At 54.4% G+C, this 19,099-nt stretch carries 16 protein-coding genes; 5 read left to right on the forward strand and 11 right to left on the reverse strand.

The features are described 5' to 3' along the window. The first annotated feature begins 47 nt into the window (after positions 1 to 47). Together rpsO and pnp are read left to right on the forward strand one after the other, a co-directional pair. A complete protein-coding gene (gene rpsO / locus VOI14_RS08910) occupies positions 48 to 317 on the forward strand; it encodes a 30S ribosomal protein S15 (protein WP_323751694.1) in 270 nt (89 codons plus the stop codon). Positions 318 to 667: 350 nt separating this feature from the next. Further along, positions 668 to 2,782 carry a polyribonucleotide nucleotidyltransferase gene (gene pnp / locus VOI14_RS08915; RefSeq protein WP_323751814.1) on the forward strand — a complete coding sequence of 705 codons (2,115 nt, stop codon included), beginning with the start codon at positions 668 to 670 and terminating at the stop codon, positions 2,780 to 2,782. Between the two features lie 117 nt (positions 2,783 to 2,899). Here pnp and VOI14_RS08920 read toward each other — a convergent pair whose 3' ends face one another. The 3 genes from VOI14_RS08920 to VOI14_RS08930 form a co-directional block, all read right to left on the reverse strand. Beyond that, positions 2,900 to 3,769 (reverse strand): alpha/beta hydrolase, encoded by an 870-nt coding sequence (locus tag VOI14_RS08920; protein ID WP_323751695.1) that lies wholly within the window; start codon positions 3,767 to 3,769, stop codon positions 2,900 to 2,902. Continuing rightward, positions 3,739 to 5,604: a DUF4105 domain-containing protein gene (locus VOI14_RS08925; RefSeq protein WP_323751696.1), complete on the reverse strand. Its 1,866-nt coding sequence runs from the start codon at positions 5,602 to 5,604 to the stop codon at positions 3,739 to 3,741. The genes VOI14_RS08920 and VOI14_RS08925 overlap by 31 nt, the downstream gene beginning before the upstream one ends. 83 nt (positions 5,605 to 5,687) lie before the next feature. Next, positions 5,688 to 6,152, reverse strand: coding sequence for a DUF3015 domain-containing protein (locus tag VOI14_RS08930; RefSeq protein ID WP_323751697.1), 465 nt, complete (start codon positions 6,150 to 6,152; stop codon positions 5,688 to 5,690). Positions 6,153 to 6,442: 290 nt separating this feature from the next. Here VOI14_RS08930 and VOI14_RS08935 point away from each other — a divergent pair, with 290 nt between their 5' ends. After that, entirely contained in the window at positions 6,443 to 6,889 is a 447-nt protein-coding gene (locus VOI14_RS08935) for a hypothetical protein (RefSeq protein ID WP_416361404.1), read from the forward strand. Between the two features lie 63 nt (positions 6,890 to 6,952). On the opposite strand, the gene VOI14_RS08940 is transcribed toward VOI14_RS08935, so the two are convergent. The 6 genes from VOI14_RS08940 to VOI14_RS08965 all read right to left on the reverse strand — a co-directional run bounded on the left by VOI14_RS08940 (position 6,953) and on the right by VOI14_RS08965 (position 12,852). Next, entirely contained in the window at positions 6,953 to 7,654 is a 702-nt protein-coding gene (locus tag VOI14_RS08940; protein WP_323751699.1) for an ABC transporter ATP-binding protein, read from the reverse strand. A 9-nt stretch (positions 7,655 to 7,663) separates the two neighbouring features. Beyond that, positions 7,664 to 8,419 (reverse strand): high-affinity branched-chain amino acid ABC transporter ATP-binding protein LivG, encoded by a 756-nt coding sequence (livG, locus tag VOI14_RS08945; protein ID WP_323751700.1) that lies wholly within the window; start codon positions 8,417 to 8,419, stop codon positions 7,664 to 7,666. A gap of 5 nt (positions 8,420 to 8,424) precedes the next feature. After that, positions 8,425 to 9,696 carry a high-affinity branched-chain amino acid ABC transporter permease LivM gene (locus VOI14_RS08950; protein WP_323751701.1) on the reverse strand — a complete coding sequence of 424 codons (1,272 nt, stop codon included), beginning with the start codon at positions 9,694 to 9,696 and terminating at the stop codon, positions 8,425 to 8,427. Continuing rightward, on the reverse strand, positions 9,696 to 10,619 hold the full coding sequence (gene livH / locus VOI14_RS08955) for a high-affinity branched-chain amino acid ABC transporter permease LivH (RefSeq protein WP_323751702.1): 924 nt from the start codon (positions 10,617 to 10,619) through the stop codon (positions 9,696 to 9,698). The genes VOI14_RS08950 and livH overlap by 1 nt, the downstream gene beginning before the upstream one ends. Before the next feature lie 96 nt (positions 10,620 to 10,715). Further along, positions 10,716 to 11,828 (reverse strand): branched-chain amino acid ABC transporter substrate-binding protein, encoded by a 1,113-nt coding sequence (locus VOI14_RS08960; protein ID WP_323751703.1) that lies wholly within the window; start codon positions 11,826 to 11,828, stop codon positions 10,716 to 10,718. Between the two features lie 112 nt (positions 11,829 to 11,940). After that, entirely contained in the window at positions 11,941 to 12,852 is a 912-nt protein-coding gene (locus VOI14_RS08965; RefSeq protein WP_323751704.1) for a tetratricopeptide repeat protein, read from the reverse strand. 215 nt (positions 12,853 to 13,067) lie between these two features. Here VOI14_RS08965 and VOI14_RS08970 point away from each other — a divergent pair, with 215 nt between their 5' ends. Beyond that, positions 13,068 to 13,562, forward strand: a complete 495-nt coding sequence (locus VOI14_RS08970; protein ID WP_323751705.1) for a MarR family transcriptional regulator — start codon at positions 13,068 to 13,070, stop codon at positions 13,560 to 13,562. Positions 13,563 to 13,702: 140 nt separating this feature from the next. Here VOI14_RS08970 and lon read toward each other — a convergent pair whose 3' ends face one another. Then, complete coding sequence (gene lon / locus VOI14_RS08975; RefSeq protein ID WP_323751706.1) at positions 13,703 to 16,153, reverse strand: endopeptidase La; 2,451 nt, start codon at positions 16,151 to 16,153, stop codon at positions 13,703 to 13,705. A gap of 134 nt (positions 16,154 to 16,287) precedes the next feature. Here lon and trxA point away from each other — a divergent pair, with 134 nt between their 5' ends. After that, positions 16,288 to 17,151: a thioredoxin gene (trxA, locus tag VOI14_RS08980; RefSeq protein WP_323751707.1), complete on the forward strand. Its 864-nt coding sequence runs from the start codon at positions 16,288 to 16,290 to the stop codon at positions 17,149 to 17,151. A 68-nt stretch (positions 17,152 to 17,219) separates the two neighbouring features. Here the strand turns inward: trxA and VOI14_RS08985 are convergent, their stop codons facing one another. Further along, the gene (locus tag VOI14_RS08985) at positions 17,220 to 18,584 is read right to left on the reverse strand and encodes a lysine 2,3-aminomutase (RefSeq protein WP_323751708.1); all 1,365 of its coding nucleotides are present in this window, start codon (positions 18,582 to 18,584) and stop codon (positions 17,220 to 17,222) included. Positions 18,585 to 19,099: the final 515 nt, after the last annotated feature.

Here is a 19,099-nt window from a genome sequence, read left to right on the forward strand (position 1 = left end):
GCGCGGTTCGGCCGGATTTATCAGCATCGCAAACAATGAGGTGTAATATGGCACTTTCTGCCAGTGAGAAAGCTCAAATCGTTACTGATTTTCAGCAAGCTGAAAGCGACACCGGTTCCCCTGAAGTTCAGGTGGCTCTGTTGACCGCTAACATCAACAAGCTGCAGGATCACTTTAAGGCCAACAAGCAGGATCACCATTCCCGCCGTGGTCTTATCCGTATGGTAAACCAGCGTCGTAAGCTGCTGGACTATCTGAAGCGTAAAAATGCTGACCGTTACCTTGAGTTGATCAAGCGTTTGGGTCTGCGTCGCTAATCGGATTTAGTGACCTGAAGGCTGGCCCGGGGATTCCCGTGGCCAGCCGAGTTTTCTCCCCCGCTGTCTGTGTTTGTCGGTGAGACAGCCAGATGGCCATCTGCTGCAGTTGATTTGTCCGTGACACCAAAGGATTTTCCCTGTCGTAATGGAAAGCCGATATTGAAAGCAGGTTGTCGAAAAGCCGGGGCATAGCCGGGTTTTTGCGACAGCCTGTTAGCTTTCAGACGGGTTGCCTTTTGGTTCACAGTTCAGGCTGCTGCGGCATAAATGGAAAACACGGGCTATGATGAATCATTCAGTCATTAGCCACGTATTAAACAGTTGAAAAGCAGGAGTAAATTGTGGATCTGCAACCACGTACGAAAACATTTGAAATGGGTGGACACACCTTCACATTGGAAACCGGCCGCGTTGCTCGTCAAGCAACGGGTTCTGTTGTTGTTACCTGTGGTGATACCTCCGTTCTGGGAACCGTTGTTGGTGTTCGTGAAGCGAAGCCGGGTCAGCCTTTCTTTCCGCTGACCGTCAACTACTCCGAGAAGACATACGCTGCGGGCAAAATCCCCGGTGGCTTCTTCAAGCGTGAAGGTCGTCCTTCCGAGAAAGAAACTCTGACGTCGCGTCTGATCGACCGTCCGATCCGTCCTTTGTTCCCGACTGGCTACATGAACGAAGTGCAGTTGATCCTGACGGTTATGTCGACCGACAAGAAGCAGGATCCGGATATTGCAGCCATGCTGGCCGCTTCTGCTGCCTTGGCTATTTCTGGTATTCCTTTTGACGGCCCTATCGGTGCTGCCCGCGTTGGTTTCACCAACGACAAAGGCTACTTCCTGAACCCGTCTTTTGAAGATCTGGAAACCTCTCTTCTGGACATGGTTGTTGCAGGTACTGACGAAGCGGTCCTGATGGTTGAATCCGAAGCCAAAGGCCTGTCTGAAGATCAGATGCTGGGTGGCGTTCTGTATGCTCACCAGGAAATGCAGACTGCGATCAATGCGATCAAAGAGTTTGCTGCTGAGAACGGCAAGCCACGTTGGGATTGGCAGCCAGAGCCGGAAGACACCGGACTGCTGGACGCGATCAAAGCGGACTTCGTTGGTCAGATCGAAGAAGCGTATGCGATTCACGACAAGATGGCTCGCTACGCGCGTTTGGGCGAAATCAAAGCCGCTGCAGTTGATAAGCTGGCTGGTGAAGAAGAAGGCCAGCCTTCCGCTGATCTGGTGAAGAAGTACTTCGGCAAAGTCGAGAAGACGGTTGTTCGTCAGCAAGTTATCGATGGCAAGCCGCGTATCGACGGCCGTGATAACAAGACCGTTCGTCCGATCGAAGTGGAAGTGGGCATTCTGCCTTCTGTTCACGGTTCTGCGCTGTTCACCCGTGGTGAAACTCAGGCGATCGTTACTACGACTCTGGGCACCACCCGTGACGTTCAGACCATCGACGCACTGGAAGGCGAGCGTAAAGACCCGTTCATGTTCCACTACAACTTCCCTCCGTACTCTGTCGGTGAAGCCGGCCGTGTAGGTACTCCGGGTCGTCGTGAAGTGGGCCACGGTCGTTTGGCCAAGCGTGGTGTGTTGGCGGTTATGCCGACCATCGAAGAATTCCCGTACGCCATCCGTTCTGTTTCCGAGATTACGGAATCTAACGGTTCCAGCTCCATGGCTTCCGTTTGTGGTTCCAGCCTCGCGCTGATGGACGCCGGTGTTCCGATCAAGGCGCCGGTTGCCGGTATCGCTATGGGTCTGGTTAAGGAAGGCGAGAAGTTCGCTATTCTGACCGACATTCTGGGTGACGAAGATCACTTGGGCGATATGGACTTCAAGGTTGCTGGTACCAAAGAAGGTATCACGGCTCTGCAGATGGATATCAAGATCAACGGTATCACTGACGAGATCATGGAACTCGCTCTGGAGCAGGCACAGGCTGCGCGTTTGCACATCCTAGACGAGATGAACAAGGTTATCTCTGAGCCGCGTTCCAAGCTGTCTGATCGTGCACCGAGCATCACCACCATCAAGATCCATCCGGACAAGATCCGTGACGTGATCGGTAAGGGCGGTTCTGTGATCCGTTCTATCTGCGATGAGACCGGTGCGTCTATCGATCTGGATGATGACGGTAATGTGAAAATCTACGCGGACAACGGTGAAGCAGCTCAGGCGGCGATGAATCGTGTTAAGGAAATCACCGCTGAGATCGAAGTGGGCGCTATCTACAAGGGCCGTGTTGAGCGGATTGTGGACTTCGGTGCGTTTGTGAACATTCTGCCTGGCAAGGATGGTCTGGTGCACATTTCCCAGATCTCTGATCGCCGTATCGAGAACGTGACTGACGAGCTGAGCGAAGGTCAGGAAGTTCTGGTTAAGGTTCTGGATGTGGACAATCGTGGCCGCGTTAAGCTGTCCATGAAGGAAGTTAAGGAAGGCGAGCAGGCAACTGAATTCGCTGACTAAGATTTCTTAGTTTGTCTTGAGAAAACCCGCCTTTTGGCGGGTTTTTTCGTTTCTGGCTATTACTCAACCACGCACGGACCTTAGTCAGTGGCTTCGAAACAAACGATAGCTTCGAAACTAGAGGCTCTCTCCCATAAACTCCAGAGCCGCCTCACGGTATGCAGGAATCACGAATGTGGCTGCATGGGGGGTATCCGTCCGGAGGAATTCTTTTGGTTGTTCAGCGGCATCATAGAGTCTTATGCCGTGGTGGAACGGGATGATGCCGTCGCGGGCGCTGTGGATGATCATGATAGGGACCGGTGAGATGGCGGGTATTCGGTCTACGCCTTCGTACTCTTCGGGGATGGTCCAGCTCAGGGGATATTGGAACGGCCAGGTTAGCCAGAAGGTGTCGAGTTTTTCCCGGGCGATGTAGCGGAAGCCGGAGAAAGTGCCATCAAGGATTACGCCGTTCAGTTCAGGTTGTTCATTACGTTGTACCCATTCGCTGGCAAGGGCGGTCCCGAGTGCGCCGCCGAGGCTTTGGCCGAGGATGAAGAGTGGCTGACCGGTATGGCGTTCGGCTAGCCAGCGTAGACCGGTTTCCACGTCGTGCAGGGCGCCTTCGATGTCTGGGGCTCCGGTGGATTGGCCGTAGCCGCGGTAGTCTAGGGTGAAAAGGTTGTAGCCTTCCGGCGGTAGCCAGGCGATGTTGAGTATGTGAGCACTCACGTTTTGGGCATTGCCGTGTAGGTAGTAGATGGTGCCTTTGGCGGGTTCGTCAGTGTGCGCGGGGAGCCACCAGCCGTGGAGGGTTTCTCCGTCTTCGGTGTTTAGAAAAACGTCTTGGTATTCCAAGTTAAGCCGGTCCGGGGTGATGTAGGTGGTGTTGTCCGGATAGAAGAAAACACTGCTGCAACCGGTGTGCAGCAGTGCCAGAAATGCCAAGAGAACGGTGGTGAGCGCTTTGGTGCTCAGAAGTATGCGTGGATGCCGGCCTGCCATGTGCTTTGGTACCTGTCGAAGTGGTCTTCTCGGTTGAATTCGGTGAATAGGCTGAATTCGCGGCCAATGTGGTAGTTGGCTTTCAGGTATAGCTGGTCCTGCCGATGTTGGCTGCTGACGATCCAGGCTTTGGTTTTCACGCCGCCGAGAAGGCTGAAGCGGCTGCTTTGGTGCAATAAGCCCAGGTCTGCGCCGGGGGCGAAGTCGTAGCCGCGGCGGATGTCGTCGTCGATTTCCAGATCGGCGGTGGCGATGGCGAACGCTTGGCTGTTGTCTCCAAGGCTCCAGCTTCCGCCGGCTCCACCTTCCAGGTACGGCGCCAATACTCTGTCTGTTTCCGTGTCTGTCCGGCGGCCGCCGAAGCCTACTTGCCAGGAGGTAGGGGAGAAGAACTGGTTGCGGGGGCTCAGGGAGCGAATTTCCACACCGGTAATCTGTTCGACCTGAAGCTCGTCGTTGCCATGGTAGAGCCGTGCGTCCAAGCGGAGGAACTGGAGTTGGGCGCCGGTTCGGTAGCCTTCCGGTGGATCGACAATGTCGTGGTAAGCAGGGCGGAGGGTTAGTTGGGTGAATTCCTCGTGGGCCATCTGGCCGGAGCCGACGCTCAGTCTGAAGGTGTCGTGGCCTTGGTCATCCCGTACGGCGGGTTCCGCCACCGGGGGGATGGATTCAGCGTTTTCGATGCGACTGCGGGTAACCAGTAATTGGTGCGATAGCGGTGCTGCAAACTCGCGGGGCCAGTTGTCGGCTTCGCTTTGGTAGCGAACGTAGTCGTAGGTGGCATCGAGCAAGCGAGCTTTTTCGCCGGAACGCAGGTTTTGGACTTCCGGGGCATCCAGCTGCACGAAGCCGTTGGCGATCGCAGCGGCAATGGTTTGGTGCTGGTCGGGCAGGGAGTCGAGGTGGTGACTAACGGCGGTAGCCGCTGACGGCCGGTAATGAATGCTCTCAACCAGATTTTTATCGCGCACCCAGCGTACTGTGTCGGAAGGAATTGCGTGAGTACTTACTTCGGCCAGAAGGTCTGTTCCAGGCCGTGCCACGTCAATGAGTGCGAGCAGGCGGTAGGCACAGTTTTCGTCGAAGAAGTAGTAGTCGAAGTTCTTGTCCTGAATTTCCCAAGTGTGGGCCAGCATGGTGTCGACTTCTGGCTGGCTTAGATTCAGGGTGTATTCCCACAAGTCCCGGTGTTCGATGTCGTTGTACAGGCGGATCATTTCGTAATAGGGCTTGATCGCCGTAATGCCCGGGTAGCCGCCGAAAATGCCTCGATAGGCAAACAGCAGCTCGCTGTCGTGCTCGGCGGCATCGGCGGCGTAAGAAATGGTGTTGGCCAGCAGCAGGTCGGTTTCGTTGTCATCCTGCGGTGGGTCGAGTCTCAGGAAGGTGTGGCCAAACATCGAAGAGGGGCTGTTTAGGTAAGACGCGGCAAACACCAGCGTGACTTTTTCGGTATTCAGGGTGCCGGCCCAGTCTTCATACGCCGGGCAGCTCACCGGTTCATTGGGCAGGTCAAGCTGTTGTCGTAACCAGGCATCTCGGGCAGGGAAGCGGCAGCGCGCGTGGTCATTACCTTCACCGGGTTGTTGGATCGCTTCGAGAGTGGCGGAAAGCTCTGCCTTCGGATTGGTTTTACCATCTTCGCTTAGGAAAAACCCCGGATCATCGGCCTGACTGGTGTGGCCCGAACCCCAGCTGTTTTCATGATAGTGGCCAAGCGTGAGCCAAACGGGATGTTCGTGCAGCTTGTGGGGATTGGAAGCAAAGGCAGTTTGGGTTGCCAAGGTGCCAGCAAGCCATAATACAGCCTGCCCAGTGCGCAAGAGGTAGCCCATGGGTGTTTGGTACATCCGGTTGGAGTGAAGAAAACGATAGTGCGCCATCCGTGGCGCAGGTTCAATCCTTCGGGGCTTGGCGATCAGGCCGCCACGTATTTGCTCAAAGACTCGTTCTGCTCGAGCAGGGCTACGATAGCGTCTACCGCTTCGCCAGAAGTGGTTTCGGAGTTCGGGAAGATGGCTGCGAAGTTATCCTGAAGTACCTGGCGGAAATCAGCGCGATCCACGTCTTCTACGCCAAGAAGAACGGCGAGTGTGTCCAGGTTTTCTCCAGTACCGCGAGACATGTCACGGGCAACTTTATCGATGTTGCTATCCATGTACATGGCCATGGATTGGACAGACTGGTTGGTAGAGCAGCCCAAGGTACCGGTTGTCATGCCAAAAGTCTGGTTACCGAAGGTTCCGTTGGTAGTGGCTGCCAGCACGTGTGGAGCAATGCCGGATTGGCCCTTCCAGATCATGGCCCCAACGCCACAGCCGGGCTGAGCGAATGCCATAGAAGATGCACCTAGAAGAATTGCACCTGCGATTAGTTTTTTCATTATCCACTCCTTGTGTGGTTTTTTCTCGTCACAAAGCGCCTAAACGTAAGGCTAATTATCTTTTAGTTGAGAACGGTCCGTGGGGTGGGCCCAGCTTGTAAACCGCTCACGTAAGTATAGACAAGATTGCAAAAACGCAAAGTGTACGAAGCACTTAGGTCCGATCTTTTGAATAGTTGCTTATTGCAAATTCGTTTAAATGATCCAAGGTTATATTAAGTTGTCATAAGAAGGTGAGTTGCGTATAGTTTCGCCCGCCACGATGGCGACCTTCAATGACACATGGAGACATGATTGTGAAAAAATTACTTATTGCTTCAAGCCTAGTAATGGCCGGCGCGTTGACCGGTTGTAGCTCCCTGAACACCAGTGCACCTTCTCTGCCTCTGACTGGTAGCGTTGCTACTGACGTTAAAGCTGACATCGAAGTTGGCGAAAAAATTACTGGCGAATCTTCCGTTACTCAGCTGTTTGGTCTGCTGACTCTGGGCGCTCAAAGCGAATACGCTGACGGTGTTGCCTACGGTGCTAACGGTGGCGGTTCTCTGCTTTCTTTGGGTGGCGCTTCTTTGACTGAAAAAGTGAAATCCGCAGCAGCCTACAACGCCATTACCGAGTCCGGTGCTGATGTGATCGTAGCTCCTCGCTACACCATCAAGCAGGAAGGCTATGGCTTCTTTGGCACCATCGACGTAAAAGTTGAAGGTTACAAAGGTACAATCCGAAGCATTAAGTAAGCTTTGTGATTAGCAAAAAAGTCGGAACAGGGTAGCCTGCTCCGGCTTTTTTATGGGCGCATGTCAGCCCCCCAGATAAGCCTCCCGAACCTCTGGGTTGTTCAGCAAGTTCTTGCCTGTATCGTGCAGTCGGATTTTCCCGGTTTCGAGCACGTATCCCCGGTCCGCCAAGTTCAATGCCTGATGAGCATTCTGCTCAACGAGAAACACCGTGATGCCTTCGTCTCGCAAGTGGCCGATGATCTCGAAGATCTGTTGGATGATGATCGGCGCCAAGCCCAGAGAAGGCTCGTCTAAAATGATCATGTTGGGCTTGCTCATCAGTGCCCGGCCGATGGCTAACATCTGTTGCTCACCACCAGACATGGTGCCGGCGCGTTGGTTCTCGCGTTCTTTGAGTCTGGGGAACAGCTCGTAGACGTGGTCCTGGCTTGAACGAATTTCCTCCTTGGTGTTGAAGAACCCGCCCATATGCAGGTTTTCTTCCACCGTCAGACCAGAGAACACTCGCCGGCCTTCCGGTACGATCGCAATACCGGAGCGCATGATGTTGGACGTGGCATCGTGAGTGATGTCTTTACCTTCCAAAATAATACGCCCCGAACTGGCTTGCGGGTTGCCGCATACTGTCATCAGCAGGGTGGTTTTTCCGGCACCGTTGGCGCCAATCAGCGAGACGATTTCCCCTTTGTTCACTTCAACAGAGACACCGTGCAATGCCTCGATTTTGCCGTAATGCGTATGAACGTTTTCCAGTACTAGCATGGTTCTTCCTCAGGCCTCGCCCAGATAAGCTTTGATCACGTCATCGTTTTGACGGACTTCGGCCGGTGTGCCACTGGCCAGAGGGCGGCCCTGATTGATGACGGCAATTCGGTCGGAAATGTCCATCACGAGGCTCATGTCGTGCTCTATCAGTAGCACTGAAACGTTGTAATCCTCTTTCAGACTCATGATTAGCTGGTTGAGCTCTTTGGTCTCCGCCGGGTTGAGGCCTGCGGCAGGCTCGTCGAGCATCAGCAGTTTAGGTTCCGTGACCATGCAGCGAGCAATCTCGAGGCGGCGTTGTTGTCCGTAGGCGAGGTTGCCGGCTTCTCGGTTAGACAGTTCCAACAGCCCAACCCGCTCGAGCCAATACGCTGCCTTGTCCAGAGAACGCTGTTCCCGCGACCGATAGTTCGGGGTTTTGATCAAGCCGGACAATAGGTTCGTGTTCAGATGGCGGTGTTGAGCGACCAACAGGTTCTCAGCCACCGACATCTGATTGAATAGCCGAACGTGCTGAAACGTGCGCACCATGCCGAGCCGTGAGATCTTGTAGTCCGGCTTGCCCTGCACTTCCTTACCTTCAAAAAGAATCTTGCCGCCGGTGGGCTTGTAGAATCCGCTAAGGCAGTTGAAGACGGTGGTTTTCCCTGCGCCATTAGGGCCAATCACCGAGACGATTTCATGGTTCTGAACGTCCAGATTTACGCCGTCCACGGCCAGCAGTCCGCCGAAGCGCATGGACAGATCTTGTACTTCTAGCATACCTGTCACTCCTGCCGTTTCAGTGCAATGGGAATTCGACGCATGGGCATCAGACCTTGTGGACGCCACACCATCATCAGGACCATGGCGGCCCCGAAGACTAACATTCGGAAGTCTGAGAACTCTCGCGCGAGTTCCGGCAGGATGGTGACAGCAATCGCCGCAAGGATGACGCCGATCTGGGAGCCCATGCCGCCAAGCACAACTATCGCCAGAATGATGGCGGACTCCAGAAAGACAAAGGATTCTGGGCTGATAAAGCCTTGTTTGGAAGCGAAGACGGTACCGGCAAAACCCGCAAAGAACGCTCCGATGGTGAACGCAGAGAGTTTGACCGCTGTGCGGCTCAGGCCGAGGGAGCGGGCTGCAATTTCATCTTCCCGAAGGGCTTCCCAAGCCCGGCCAACAGGCATGCGCATCAGCCGGCGGATAACCAGAGCCGTAATCACCGCAAGGACCAGCGCAATTAAGTACAGGAAAATAACCTTGTGCTCACCGCTGTATGCGATGCCGAAGGTTTCATGGAAGGAAGTATTGCCTTCCTCTTTTACTCTGCGTCCGAATTCCATGCCGAACAATGTCGGGTCCGGAATGCCGCCGATACCGTTGGGACCGCCGGTAACGGCGGTCCAGTTGTTCAGAAGAATACGGATAATCTCGCCGAACCCCAGCGTCACGATGGCCAGGTAATCGCCCCGGAGTCGCAACACCGGAAAACCGAGCACCATGCCAAAGGTCGCGGCCAACAGGGCGCCGACGGGCAATGCCATCCAGAAGGTGAATCCGAAGTATTGGTAAAGCAGGGCAAAGGTATAGGCCCCCACCGCATAGAAAGCGACGTAGCCAAGGTCGAGCAGGCCGGCAAGGCCGACTACCACGTTCAAGCCGAGAGCCAGCATGATGTAAATAAGCACCAGTGTTGCCAGATCCACCGACCCCCGCGACACAACGAACGGCCAGAATAAGGCCAGCACGATAATGCCGGTCAGTACCCAGGCTTCCACCTTCGCCCGTTTCGCATCGGGCATGGGTTCGCGACCACTGAATGGATTCAGTTTGGGTAGTTTGCCAAGGCTGCCCATGATGTTGTCACGGAACAACTGGAAGAAAAACACGATGCCGGCGGCGAAAAATATCGAGACGATGGTGGTGGGAGTCGCACCTTCAAGCCCGATTTGCGTGCCTTGAGCTACCAGGTTCAGGCCGAGGATAGGGTAAGCGATAACGACGGTAACGATCGCACAGAACAACGCATGTTTTAAGTTGTGTGTTGCCATCAGATTTTCTCAACCTCCGGTTTGCCAAGCAGGCCGGTGGGTTTGAACAGCAGAATCAGTATCAGCAAACTGAACGAAACAACGTCTTTGTATTCACCGCTTAAGTAGCCAGAGGTCATGCTCTCCGATACGCCGAGAATCAGGCCGCCCAACATGGCACCGGGAATGCTGCCGATGCCGCCCAATACCGCTGCCGTGAAGGCTTTCAGACCGGCGATGAAGCCGAATAGTGGGTCTACCGAGCCGTAGTACATGCCCAGCAACAAACCCGCAACCGCCGCCAGCGAGGCACCGATCACAAAGGTCGCGGAAATGATCCGGTTGGTGTCTATGCCCAGTAGGTTAGCCATACCCAAATCCTGGGAGACGGCCCGGCAGGCCCGCCCGATACGTGAGCGTGAGATAAACAGAGAGAGTAGGGTCATGCAGATAAGCGTGGTGATAAAAATGGTGAGCTGCATATAAGAGAGTGAAAGCTGGAAGCTTTCAGGAGGACCAAAGCGAAAGCTGCCGTCGATCAGTGCAGGAAAGCCAATGTTGCGCGAGCCTTGGGCCAGATGGACGTAGTTTTGCAGGAAGATCGACATGCCAATGGCGGAGATGAGCGGAATCAGCCGGTGTCGACCGCGTACCGGACGGTAGGCAACTCGTTCAACGGCCCAGCCCATGGAGCTGGATACGATCACCGCGCAAATCAGCGCAACCAGCAAAATCACGGGTAACCAGGCAACACCGAGGGTGGCAAGTCCGGTAATGGCGATAAGCGCTGTGTAAGCGCCGATCATGTAGATTTCGCCGTGGGCGAAGTTGATCATGCCGATAATGCCGTAAACCATCGTGTAGCCGATGGCGATCAGGGCGTAAGTGCTCCCGATCGTAAGCCCGTTAACGAGCTGTTGGGAAAAATATAGGAGATCTTGCATGCTGGGGGAGCTCCGAATGCATACGGCCAGAAAAGCACCTTCCCCCGGATCGCGGCTGGAAGGTGCTCTCACTCATACCTCGGTAGAGGATTTGGCTTACTGTGCCGGAGTCTTGCTGCCGTCAGAGTGCCATTCGTAGACCACAAATTCGAAGGACTTCAGATCCCCGGCTTTGTCGTATTGAACGGTACCGATTGGCGTTTCAAAGCTGTTGGCGCGCAGGGCGGCGGCAACGTCAAACGGATCTTTGGAATCGGCTTGCTTGATGCCTTCAACAATCAGCTGAACGGCTGTGTAAGAAGGCAGAACGAAGGGGCCTGATGGATCTTCGCCCTTGTCTTTGAATGCCTTGACCAGTTCTTGGTTTTCGGCCTTTTCATCAAAGCTCGGCGGTAGGGTGACCAGTAGGCCTTCTGCGGCTTCGCCAGCGATGGTGTTGATGTCTTTGTTGCCAACACCTTCAGGGCCCATGAACTTCGCCGTGACGTCAGTCTGACGAGCCTGACGTAAGATCAGTCCCAGTTCCGGGTGGTAGCCGCCGTAGTAGACGAAGTCCACGTCGGCTTGCTTTATTTTGGTGACCAAAGAGGAGAAGTCTTTGTCACCGGCCGTGATGCCTTCGAACATGGCGACTTCGATGCCGGCATCGTTCAGGGTGTCACGAACCGCGGTGGCGATACCTTCCCCGTACTGCTGTTTATCGTGGACAACTGCAACCCGCTCCGGTTTCTGGCTGGCGATGTAGTTACCCGCGACCGGGCCTTGCATGCTATCCAGACCGATCGTACGGAAGACCAGTTCATAACCGCGTTCAGTGATTTCCGGGCTGGTGGATGCCGGGGTAATCATCAGAATGCCTTCGTCCTCATAGATATCGGAGGCTGGCTGGGTCGAGCTTGAACACAGGTGACCAATAACGTACTGAACCCCTTCGTTGACCAAGCGGTTGGCAACGGTGACGGCCTGCTTGGGGTCGCATACGTCATCGACTTCAACGGCAACCAGATCTTCGCCCATCACACCGCCGGCGGCGTTGATGCGCTCGATGGCCATGCGTGCACCCGAGAACTGCATGTCACCATACTGGGCGACCGGGCCGGTCATTGGGCCTGCAATGCCTACTTTAATATCTGCAGTAGCGTGGCCGGCGGCCATCAAGGCTATGGATGCACTTACAGCGGTAGCGAGTTTCTTTGCGGAAATTTCCATTGTGTTTTTTCCTGTGTGTCAGGGTTATTCTTATGTTCACAATGAGTTAAGAAACACCACAGCCCAGGCCTTGTCAAGCAAATGCGCGGATAGCCGCTCTTCTGTCGCGAGTTTATGCGTCTTCCGAGTCGTCGCGATCGATAAAGACCAGATTCTTAAAGTTTTCGTGTTCGTGTAATTGCTCAAAGCTTGGGTCAACGGAAGCATCGTCTCGATAGGCTTCGGAGATCTCGATGGCTTTGGCAAGGTTGGCGACGGCATCTTCCCAGCGGCCAATTTCGGCAAACGCACAAGCCAGTTGATACAGAGCGTGACCATTGTCTGGTGCCAGCTTAAGAGCGCGGTTGCAAAGGCTGATGGCCCAAAGCGGTTCTTGTATCTCCAGGACTGCATCGGCTTTATAGCTCAGAGCCTCAACATCGTCGGGTCGCAGTTCCAGAATCTGGTCGTAGGTATTGATCTTGTTCTGTTGCGAGGTTTCCTGACTGGCTTTAAGCCAGAGCGCGTGCACTTCGTTGGTCAGCTCGATTTCTGCCTGGTTCTGGTGAATGATCTCGGACTTTTGCTGAAGCTGTACTTCGATCGCTTTCAGGCGCTTCTCGTATTCCACCACCAGTTCGTTCACCCGCTCTTCGGCGAGGCCAGTGAGCTGATGGCGCATGTCGCGAATCGAGTTCCAGCCGATAACAACAAGGATGGATGTGGCGCCGGCAATCAGATAGAAGAAGTAGGTAACCGTGTCGGCGGCATAAGACATGGATTTGTCGGCCACGGACAGTTCTTTCTCAACCACTTTTTCGATCAGCTCAGCGCGAGTGTTTTGCATGTCTTGGCGAAGCGCTTTGGTTTCGTCGAGCAAGTAGAGCTCGACGAAGGGGGTATACATGGGTTTTTCGAGCGTTTTGATGCTTTCTTCCACGTCTTCGGCTGTGAGCTCTTTATCCGGCCCGAGCTCTTGCCCCTGCGCATGGAGGTGTCCGGCGAAAATAAGGGCGAGTGTGAAAACGAGGTAGTGCCTGATCATTAAAGGTGTCCGCTTTTTATCAGTGGGTGGAACAATAATAGTGCGTGACCTTAGCACAGTGCCTGCTAGAAATAATGTCACGCGGCGAGGCTCGGCTCTTTATTTTACGTGCAGGGCGACGCATTCGCTGAGCTAGGTAAAATTCACACTTGCATCGGAGAGTTCGAAGACCTCTAATAGTTAGAGGTATAAATAAACGGCTTTGGAGTCAAGTTTTGGATAGTTACGAGCAGGTGTTGGTAGCGCTTCGGCGGGTTATCCGGGCAACGGATTTGCATTCCAAGCGGTTGAGTAAGCATGCCGGGTTGACCGGGCCTCAGTTGCTGATTATGCGCACCATTCGCGACTTGGGTGAGGTGACGATCGGTACGATTGCGGAGAATGTCAGCCTTAGTCAGGCGACGGTAACGACCATTCTCGACCGCCTCGAACACCGTAAGTTGGTTTATCGTGTGCGCAGCACCAAGGATAAGCGGAAGGTGCATGCGCATTTGACGGAAGAGGGCGCTGAGCTTTTAGCCCGTGCTCCGAATCCTTTGCAGGAAGATTTCATCGAGAAATTCCAGAGTCTGGCGGAGTGGGAGCAGACGATGATTTTGTCGTCATTGCAACGCGTGGCTCATATGATGGATGCCGATGATATTGATGCTTCGCCCGTTCTGACGGTGGGGTCTGTTTTGAAGGATGATGGGTGGAAGGAGAAGGGCTGAGGTTGGCAGCCTGAAACGGCGTGCTGGCACTGGGTGGGGCGTGTGTTTTCTTTGGAAAGATAACTCGCTTTGCTCAGACATCTTTTCCGTCAGATAACACACGCCCCCACCCAGCGTCGACCAGGCTATTGGGTTTTAGGTCAATGCACGCTCGACCCGCTCTTGGGCTTGTTGCCGAAGCACACCTGAAATACGTCGGTGTAGTTCTTGGCAAAGTTCACCGTTAGCCCTTCCTTGAGATAATCCGGTAACTCTTCGTAATCTCCCCGGTTTGCTTCGGGCAGGATCAGGTTGCTGATCTTCTGTCTCCTTGCCGCAATCACCTTCTCTCGTATCCCGCCAACCGGCAGTACTTGGCCTGTCAGCGTCAGTTCGCCGGTCATAGCCAGATTCTGCTGTGGGGCTTCCCTGCGTGCGATGGACAGTAAGGCGGTTGCCATGGTGACGCCGGCACTGGGGCCGTCTTTCGGTGTTGCGCCTTCTGGCACGTGCAGGTGCACGAAAGACTTCTCGAAGAAGGTCGGGTCTCCTTTGAAGCGCTTAAGGTTAGACGCGACGTAGCTGTAGGCAATCTCGGCCGACTCGCGCATGACATCACCCAATTGACCGGTCAGTTTGAAGCCCCGGTGGTGGGTGTGAACGCGGGAAGCTTCGATGCTCAGGGTCGCCCCGCCCATAGCGGTCCAGGCGAGCCCGGTGACGACGCCAGTGCCTTTCAGGGATTTTTCTTTTCGGAAGGCCGGCTGGCCGAGATAGGTGGTCAGGTCGCTTACACCTACTTTCACTGGCTCGTCCGGGGTTTCCAGCAGCTTCACGATGCCTTTTCGAATGATTTTGTGCAGCAGTTTTTCCAGGCTGCGGACACCTGCTTCTCGGGCATATCCTTCAATGACCTGACGCACCGCGGCATCGGAAATGTTGAGCTGCTTTTTCAGTAAGCCGGCGCGCTTGAGCAGGCGAGGAATCAGGTAATGCTTGGCAATGGCGAGTTTTTCTTCGCTGATGTAACCGGACAGTCGGATCACGTCCATCCGGTCCAGCAGTGGCCGAGGGATGGTGTCGAGTTGGTTGGCGGTGCAGATGAACAGCACTTTGGACAGGTCCATGCGCACATCAAGGTAGTGGTCCAAAAACTCTTTGTTTTGTTCCGGGTCCAGGGTTTCCAGCAGCGCGGATGCCGGGTCGCCCTGGAAGGAGGAGCCGATTTTGTCGATCTCATCCAGCATGATGACGGGGTTGGCGACTTTTGTGTCTTTGAGTGCTTGCACAAATTTGCCCGGCATCGCGCCGATGTAAGTGCGGCGGTGACCTTTGATCTCGGCTTCGTCACGCATGCCGCCGACACTGAAGCGATAGAATTCGCGGCCGAGGGCATCTGCCACAGAGTGGCCAATTGATGTCTTGCCCACACCCGGCGGGCCAACCAGCAAGAGGATGGAGCCACTCATTTCGCCTTTGAAAGAGCCTTCAGCAAGGAACTCGATGATGCGGTCTTTAACATCGTTGAGGCCATCGTGGTCCCGGTCCAATATCTTTCGCGCAGCAGCGAGATCGAAATGGTCTTCGGAGTATTCGCCCCACGGCACTTGCGTGAGCCAGTCGAGGTAATTGCGGGTGACGCCGTATTCCGGCGAGCCTTGCTCCAGAATCTGCAATTTCTGAATTTCCTCGTCGAAGCGTTCTTGCACCGCTTCCGGCGGGTTCAGTTTGGTCATCCGCGCTTCGAAGCGCTCTGCATCGGCGGTCTTGTCGTCTTTGGCGATGCCGAGTTCGCGCTGAATGACTTTCAGTTGCTCGCGCAGGAAGAATTCACGCTGGTGCTTTTGCACCTTTTCGTTCACTTCCTCGTTGATTTCGGACTGCAGGCGAGCGACTTCCAGCTCTTTGCGCATGAGCAGAAGCACCCGCTCCATGCGGCGAAGCAGCGGAACCGTATCCAGAACTTCCTGCAGCTCCTGCCCGGGTGCGCTGGTCATGGACGCGCCGAAGTCGGCCAGTGGCGAGCTGTCATCCGGGCCGAAGCGCGAGAGGTACTGTTTTACGTCTTCGCCATAGAGTGGATTTGTGCGCAGCAGTTCCTTGATGGCACCAATGATGGCGAGGGTGTAAGCCTTAAGCTCGTCGGCCGGCTCTTCCGGCTCTTCCGGGTATTCGACTTCCACCAGATAGGGCGGACGGCGGCGCAGCCATTGCACGACCTTGAAACGGTGCAGGCCCTGAGCAATGAATTGGACTTTGCCGTTGTCGTGCTGGGCTTGATGGACCCGAACGGCGCAGCCCATTAATTCCAGTTCGTCGCTGGCAGGCACGCCTGAGTCACTCTCGGTGTCCTCAACAAAGCAAATGCCCAGCATTTTATGATCGGTTTCCGCCACCCGTTTCAGCGTTTCCTGCCAAGGATCTTCGTTGACCATCACCGGCTGCACCTGTGCCGGAAAGAATGGCCGGTTGGTGACAGGCAGCACATACATTCTTTGCGGCCGGGCTTGTTGTGGCAGCGCGAGGGCCTTGTTGTTTTCTTCTTTACCGATGTATTCGGTCACGTCTTCTTCAAATTCGTCCAGGGAGTCTTTGCGGTTTTCGTCGTTCATACCGTTCGCTCTAAAGGCGTGAGTGTTTACTATCCTATGTAACGGCGATGGTGAGATTTTCAAGTTGGCTTGATTTTTTATTGTTTGGCCCCCATTACCAAGGCCATCAAACATCCTTTTGACCGGGTTACTTTATGACTGCTTCACCCTATATCTTCGATGCCACCATGGACAACTTTCCGCAAGAGGTAATGGAAGCCTCTGCCAAAACGCCCATCCTGGTGGATGTTTGGGCGGACTGGTGCGCGCCGTGCAAGCAGCTGATGCCGATACTGGAAAAGCTGGCGGACGAATATCAGGGCAACTTCCTGCTGGCCAAAGTGAATGCTGATGAGCAGCAAGAATTGACGTCTTCTTTGGGTGTGCGCAGTTTACCGACCGTTATTCTTGTGAAAGATGGCCAGGCTGTAGACGGATTTAATGGCGCCCAGCCGGAAAGTGAAATCCGCAAAGTGCTGGAGAAGCACGTTGAGCTGCCGGCAGAAGACCCTTACGAAAAAGCCCACGCGCTTTGGGAAGCGGGGGATTTGGACGGTGCTCTGGCGATTCTGACGGAGATGAATCAGAAGGACCCGGAAAACCTGAACGTACTGATCGATCTGGCCCAGCTAAAAGCCGAACAGGGCGATCTCGAAACGGCCGAACAAGTGCTCGAAAGTCTGCCACCGGAAGAGAAGCTGCAGACCAAGGCCAAACAGCTGGCAGCTCGGATCAAGTTTCTAAAGCAGTCCAGTGAACTGCCTGCTCTTGAAGGTTTGGAGCAAGCATTGAAAGCCAATCCCCAGGATCCGGAAGCCCTGCACCAGTTAGCGCTGCACAAAGTGCTGCAGGAGGAGAACGCAGAGGCGATGGATTTGTTGATCCGGCTCATGCAGGCGGACAGCACTTATAAAGACGGTGTGGCCAAGTCGACGTTGGTGGAGTTGTTTGAGAAGCTGGGCAATAACAATGCGGATGTACGGACGTATCGGAGAAAGTTGTATACGTTGATGCATTGAGGTCGCATAGTAAAAAGGCCAGATGAATTCCTTCATCTGGCCTTTTTTATCTACTTCAGGCAACGGCCTTAGCCATTCCCTTTCTGCATCTGTTCAAACTCATCTTCAAAAAAGAACTTTTCCTCTCCGAAGGCAGGCTCCAGCTCATGCAGCCAGGTGGCTGTTTCGCTGTACTTGGCGAAGAACGGGCGCTGTACCCAATCCGGGTTGCGGCCTTGCAGGAAGCGCAGCACGAAAACCTTTTCGCCTTTGATTTCGGCAATGCCCTGGATTTCTACTTTGCCGGGGCCGGCACTCATGCTGGGGCCTCGTGCGGTACGGGCTAGGCCGGAGACCTTCTTCATGGCTTCGCGGTAGATGTTGTAGGCTTCCGCTAGCGGCACTTCAAAGTAGTTCTTGGCGCCGGTGTCCCGCTCTACGAACATGTAGTAGGGGATGATGCCCAGCTTCACTTCTTTCTTCCACAGCTTGGCCCAGGCGTCGGCATCGTCGTTGACGTGCTTGATGAGCGGACCTTGCGCGCGGATTTCCGCACCGGTGGCGCGGATGCGGCGAATGGCTTCTTCCGCGATGTCGGTGGTGATTTCCTGCCAGTGGTTGTAGTGCGCCATGATGGCTACGTGCTTGCCGGCATCAACCAATTTGGCGAACAGCTCTATTAGCTCGTCCGCATCCTTGTCGGTTACGAAGCGGTAGGGCCAGAAGGTCAGGGCCTTGGTACCGATTCGAATGGTCTGGATGTGGTCGAATTCCGGCTGAAGCAGTGGCTCCAGGTACTGGGCCAGGCTCTTGGTTTTCATAACCATGGGGTCGCCGCCGGTTACCAGCAGATCGGTCACTTCGGTGTGTTCCTGCAGGTAGCCGTGAAGCTTCTCGGCTTCGGTGCTGGACATCTTCAGGTCTTTGTCGCCGACAAACTGCGCCCAGCGGAAGCAGAAGGTGCAGTATGAGTGACAGGTCTGGCCTTGGGCTGGGAAGAACAGCACAGTTTCACGGTATTTGTGCTGTACGCCGTCCAGCACTTCGCCGTCCAGCTCCGGCATGTTCATTTCCATTTGGCCGGCTGGGTGCGGGTTCAGGTCGTCGCGGATTTGCTTGGCAACGGCCTGGATTTCTTTCTTGTCTGCGCCGTCCCGGTGCAGTTGAGCCATCTGCTCGTAATGCTCGTCCTTCAGCATACCCTTTTGCGGGAACACTAACTGGTAGATGGGGTCGTTTGGAACTTTGTCCCAGTTGATCAACTCGTTGATGACGTATTCGTTGACGCGGAAGGGCAACACGCTGGCCACAACCTTCATCTCAAACAGGGTTTCCTCTGGCAGGCCCTGGATGGCTTCAATTTTGTCGAGCTGGCGGTCAGTAAACACCTTAAACCGGCGCTCTTCGAATTCCTGCACCGGAATGCGGTTAGGAAAGGTGACGATGGAGTTCATAGATCGCCCTCTGTTGGGTAATAAAAATAAAAAAGAAGGCTAAAGCACCTTCGCAGTTGCCTAAAAAACGGGCCGAAAATTATACAGAATTTTGAAATTATTTTCAGGTCTAATTAATTCGTGAGTGGGATTTGGTTGCTTACAATGGGGTGGCGTTGGAGTGGAAGCCTGTGGTTGCGCGGTGTTGCAAGGCGCGCGCGATCATTGGGGGGAGGGAAAGTATTTAGTGATGCGAAGGTTTGTGGCCGGATTGAAGGTGTCAGACCTTGGTCGGGGGTGTGTTGTTTTAGTGAGGCGACTTGGTCATTATTACGTAAATATAGAGAAAATAGGCTGGAATTTAGGTGTATTCCTACTTTTTTTGATCTGGATTTGCTTATTTTTTAGTAAAAGAACGTAAATTATGGCTGGGAATGGCGCTTCGGTGCCAAGATCGCTTCAAGGCAGTTTTAAGAGCTTGCTGAAAGGTTTTTAGCAAACGGCCTGCACAGGAAAAAAATGAAAGCTGTTCTATG

Origin of the sequence: Marinobacter sp., assembly GCF_034669625.1 — a bacterium.
Taxonomy (GTDB): Bacteria; Pseudomonadota; Gammaproteobacteria; order Pseudomonadales; family Oleiphilaceae; genus Marinobacter.